Here is a 4890-nt window from a genome sequence, read left to right as displayed (position 1 = left end):
TGACGAAGCCGCGCTGCTCGCGTTGCCCGATGCGGATTTTGTCCGCGCAATCTGGGCGTCGTCAAAGCCGCTGCCGGTGGATTCAGAATTTCCCAATTTCATCATCTACACCTCGGGATCGACCGGCAAGCCCAAGGGCGTCGTCCACGTTCACGGGGGTTATTCGGCGGGCATTGCCGCGACGATGCCGGTGGCGTTCGACGCCACCCCCGGCGATGTCATGTTTGTCGTCGCCGATCCGGGCTGGATCACCGGCCAGAGCTATCAGATCGCAGGCGCGCTTCTCACCCGGGTGACAACAGTGATCACCGAAGGATCGCCGGTATTCCCGCACGCCGGGCGCTTTGCCTCGATCATCGAGCGCCACAAGGTGCAGATCTTCAAGGCGGGCGTCACCTTCCTCAAAAGCGTGATGCAGGACCCGGAGAACCTGAAGGACATTCAAGGCTATGACATGTCTTCGCTCAATGTCGCGACCTTCTGTGCAGAACCCACCTCACCGTCGGTGCAGGCGTTCGCGATGGAGCATGTCACCCCCTGGTATATCAACAGCTACTGGGCGACCGAGCATGGTGGCATCGCGTGGACGCATTTTTACGGCAACACGGACTTTCCGTTGCGCGCCGATGCGCACACCTATCCGCTGCCATGGATCGTTGGCGATGTCTGGGTGGAGGACGCCGATGCGCCGCCCGCCGACATGGGGCTGGCCCGCACGACGCACGGCGGCGTGCGGTGGCGGCGCGCCAAAAACGGGGAGAAAGGCGAGATCGTCATCGCCTTGCCCTATCCCTATCTCACCCGCACCATCTGGGGCGATACCGGCAATTTCACGCTTGAGGACAGCGCGGGCGGGGTGCGGATCAACCCCGCATGGCGCGGCGATTGCGCGCGTTATGCCAGCACCTACTGGCAGCGCTGGCAGGGGGCATGGGCCTATACTCAGGGCGATTTCGCGATCCGCCACGAGGATGGTTCGTTCTCGCTGCATGGCCGCTCGGACGATGTCATCAACGTCTCGGGGCACCGCATCGGCACTGAGGAAATCGAAGGCGCGATTCTGCGTGACAAGACGCTCGATCCCAATTCGCCGGTCGGCAATGTGCTGGTCGTCGGCGCGCCGCATCGTGAGAAGGGAGCGACGCCGATTGCCTTCATCACGGCCGTAGCGGGCCGCCGCCTGACGCAGGACGACCGTCGACGCCTCACCGATCTGGTGCGCACCGAGAAAGGCGCGGTCGCGGTGCCATCGGATTTTCTTGAGGTTGCAGAGTTCCCCGAGACGCGTTCGGGCAAATACATGCGCCGCATGGTCCGCGCCATCGTCGAGGGCGGCGAGATTGGCGACACCAGCACGCTGCGCAATCCCGGCAGCATCGATGCGTTGCAGGGCGCGGTTACCATCTGGCGGCGCAAGCAGCAGCTGTCGGAGGATCAGGCGCTGTTCGAGCGCTACCGCTATTTCCTGATCCAGTACAATGCTCTGGGGGACGGCAAACGCGTGGCCACGGTCACCGTCACCAACGCGCCGGTCAACGCGCTCAATGAACGTGCGATCGACGAGCTGGTGATCGTGGTCGAACATCTCGCGCGCAAGGATGATGTCATCGCGGTGGTGTTCACCGGCCAGGGCACCGCCTCGTTCGTCGCAGGCGCCGACATCCGCCAGATGCTGGACGAGGTGAACAGCGTTGAAGAGGCGGGCGTGCTGCCCAACAACGCGCAGCTTGCCTTCGCCAAGATCGAAACCATGGGCAAGCCGTGCATCGCCGCGATCCAGGGCGTTGCACTGGGAGGCGGCATGGAGTTCGCGCTCGCCTGCCATTACCGGATCGCTGAACCGGTGGCGCGCTTTGGTCAGCCCGAGATCAACCTCAGGCTCCTTCCAGGCTATGGCGGCACCCAGCGTCTGCCGCGTCTGCTCGCCGAGCGGCGCGCGGGCGAGGGCCTGCGTGATGCGCTCGATCTCATTCTGGGCGGACGTGCGATCAGTGCGGATGAAGCGCTGGCGATTGGCGCGATTGAGCAGGTCGCCGATGGATCGAACGACGCGCTCAGCCTTGCGCATGACATGGTGCGCGAATACGCGCGGCACGGGGCAGAAAGTCCGCTGGGCAAGGCATTTGCCGACCGCAAGGCGATGATCAAGCGCTGGGCCAACCCCGCGCACATTGATCTGGATGCGGTGCTCGAAGACCCGTTCCTCCAGCGTATTCTCAAACAGCTCGAATGGGCCGGTCGCGGGCCAGCAGGCCGCCGCGCGCTCGAAGCGGTGCGCACTGGCTGGACCGAAGGCATGGCCGCTGGATTGAAGCGCGAGGGCGAGCATTTCGCAGAAGCGATCATCGATCCCGAAGGCGGCAAGACCGGCATCCGCCAGTTCATGGACAAGCAGAGCCCGCCCTTGCCCGTGCGCCGGGGTGGCGTGTGGATCGAGGACGAGCATGAGGACAATAAGGCCGAGATGATCGCATCGGGGCAGCTGTTGCCCGTTGGCGCGCCATTCTATCCCGGGGTCACCGCGATCCCGCACAAGCAACTCGCCTTCGGCATCAGCCGCGACCCTGATACCGGGAGCCCGCGATTTGGCCCGCCCGCATCCCACGAGCGCGAGCATATCGTGCCCGTGGTCGCGCCCGAGCCCAATGAGGCGCTGGTCTACATGCTGACCAGCGAGGTCAACTTCAACGACATCTGGGCATTGACCGGCATTCCGGTCTCGCCCTTTGATAGCCATGACGAGGACGTCCAGATCACCGGATCGGGCGGTCTGGCGCTGGTCGCGGCGCTGGGCAGCGAGGTCAAGGGCGAGGGCCGGTTGCGCGTCGGCGACATGGTGGTCGTCTATTCGGGCACCTCGGACCTGTTGTCGCCGCAGGCGGGCGATGACCCGATGTTCGCAGGCTTTGCCATTCAGGGCTATGAGACCAAGACCGGCAGCCATGCGCAGTTCCTGAACGTTCAGGGGCCGCAGCTGCATCGCGTTCCGCCCGATCTGACGCTGGAGCAGGCGGGCAGCTATGTGCTCAATCTCGGCACCATCACCCGCTGCCTGTTCACCACCCTGCAGATCGTGCCGGGCAAGACGATCTTCGTCGAAGGCTCGGCCACCGGAACCGGGCTCGATGCGCTGAAAAGCAGCGTCAAGAGCGGCCTCAAGGCGACCGGCATGGTCTCGAGCGAGGACCGCGCGGCATTCGTGCACGAACAGGGCGCGGTCGGTTCGCTGAACCGCAAGGACCCGCGTTTCGCCGCGCTGTTCACCGCCGTGCCCGATGAACCCGAAGCTGCCCGTCAATGGGAGGCCGATGGCGCGCCGCTGCTTGACGAATATCGCCGCATGAATGATGGATCGCTCGCCGATTTCGTCGTCAGCCACGCCGGGGAAAGCGCTTTCCCGCGCAGTTTCCAGCTGCTCGAGGAAAACGGCACGCTGGCCTTCTACGGTGCGTCATCGGGTTATCACTTCGCCTTCATGGGCAAGACCGGCAGCGCCTCGCCCTCGGACATGCTGGCGCGCGCGCAATTGCGCGGCGGCGAATCGGTGCTGCTGTATTACGGCCCCGGTGCCCGTGACCTTGCCGATCCTTTGGGGCTCGAAATGATCGAGGCGGCGCGGCTGTACAAGGCGCGCACTGTGATCGTGACCACCACCGATGGCCAGCGTGAGTTCCTGCAATCCTTGGGGCTGGAGGAATCGGTCGAGGGGATCATCAGCCTTGAGGGGCTCAAGCGCCGCGACAGCGAGTTCATCTGGCCCGATACCTTGCCGCGCCTGCCTGATGCCCGTCAGGACATCGAGCGCTTCAAGGAAGGCGTGCGCAGCTATCAGCAGCATACATTGAAGCCCTTTGGCACGGCGGTGGGCCGTATTCTTGGCTCACCCGGAAACCCACGCGGCGTGCCCGATCTGGTGATCGAGCGCGCTGCCCAGGATTCGCTCGGCGTCTCGACCTCGCTGGTCAAACCGTTCGGCGGGCGGGTGGTCTATGCCGAGGAGATGGCAGGGCGCCGCTACACCTTTTACGCGCCGCAGGTGTGGACCCGCCAGCGCCGGATCATCATGCCCACCGCCAACATCTTCGGCACCCATCTGTGCAATGCGCACGAGGTGACGATGATGAACAACATGATCGCAGGCGGACTGCTTTCGGTCACCGAACCGACGGTGGTCGATTGGGATGGGCTGCCGGAAGCGCATCAGGCGATGTGGGACAACCGCCATTCGGGCGCGACCTATGTGGTCAACCACGCGCTGCCTGCGATGGGCCTGCGCAGCCGCGATGAGCTGCTCGAATACTGGGCCGCCGCCAGCAACTGAATACTATGCGCCGCCAGAATGTGCGGACAGGGGATTGACAATATGACGACCAGCAAGAGCAAAGCGACCAAAGCCACCGCAACAGAAGGAAGACTCGCGGGCAAGGTGGCTCTGGTCACCGGTGCTGCGGGCAATCTGGGCGGCGCGATCATCCGGCGCTTTATCGCCGAGGGTGCGACCTTGGTGATGACCGGGCGCACGGCAGAACGGCTCGAGGCGGCCAAGGCCGCATTGCTTGCCGAGACCGGCGTCGATGATGCCCGCGTGTTCACCGTCATCCTCGACGGCGGCGATCCCGATTCGGTGCGCGCGGCGATGGGTGAGGTCAAGGCAGCGCTGGGGCGCATCGATATTTTGATCAACAACGCGGGCTCGGCAGGTCCCCGCCAGACGCTGGAAAACGTGCCGCTGACCCGTGAGGAGATGGAAGCCAACGGCGACACCGAAACCGTCGCCGATGCGATGCGCAATTTGCTCGGCGTCAGCTGGAATCTGACCCGCGCCGCAGCCCCGATCATGCCGGTGGGCGGGTCGGTGGTGAACATCTCGACGATCTTCTCGCACACCCG

The 4890-nt window shown here is 64.5% G+C and carries 2 protein-coding genes; both read left to right on the top strand.

Going from position 1 to position 4890, the window contains the following annotated elements:
* Positions 1-4321, top strand: a 4321-nt coding sequence (locus tag ACEW8G_RS03215) for an AMP-binding protein (protein WP_373487004.1), incomplete at its 5' end; no start/stop codon positions are given.
* Positions 4322-4363: 42 nt separating this feature from the next.
* A partial coding sequence (locus ACEW8G_RS03210) for an SDR family NAD(P)-dependent oxidoreductase (RefSeq protein WP_373487003.1) occupies positions 4364-4890 on the top strand: 527 nt, incomplete at its 3' end.

Source organism: Blastomonas sp. (assembly GCF_041747255.1).
In the GTDB taxonomy this organism is placed as follows: Bacteria; Pseudomonadota; Alphaproteobacteria; order Sphingomonadales; family Sphingomonadaceae; genus Blastomonas.
Note: the sequence above shows the minus strand (reverse complement) of the source record. Positions and strands in the feature narration are given on the sequence as shown.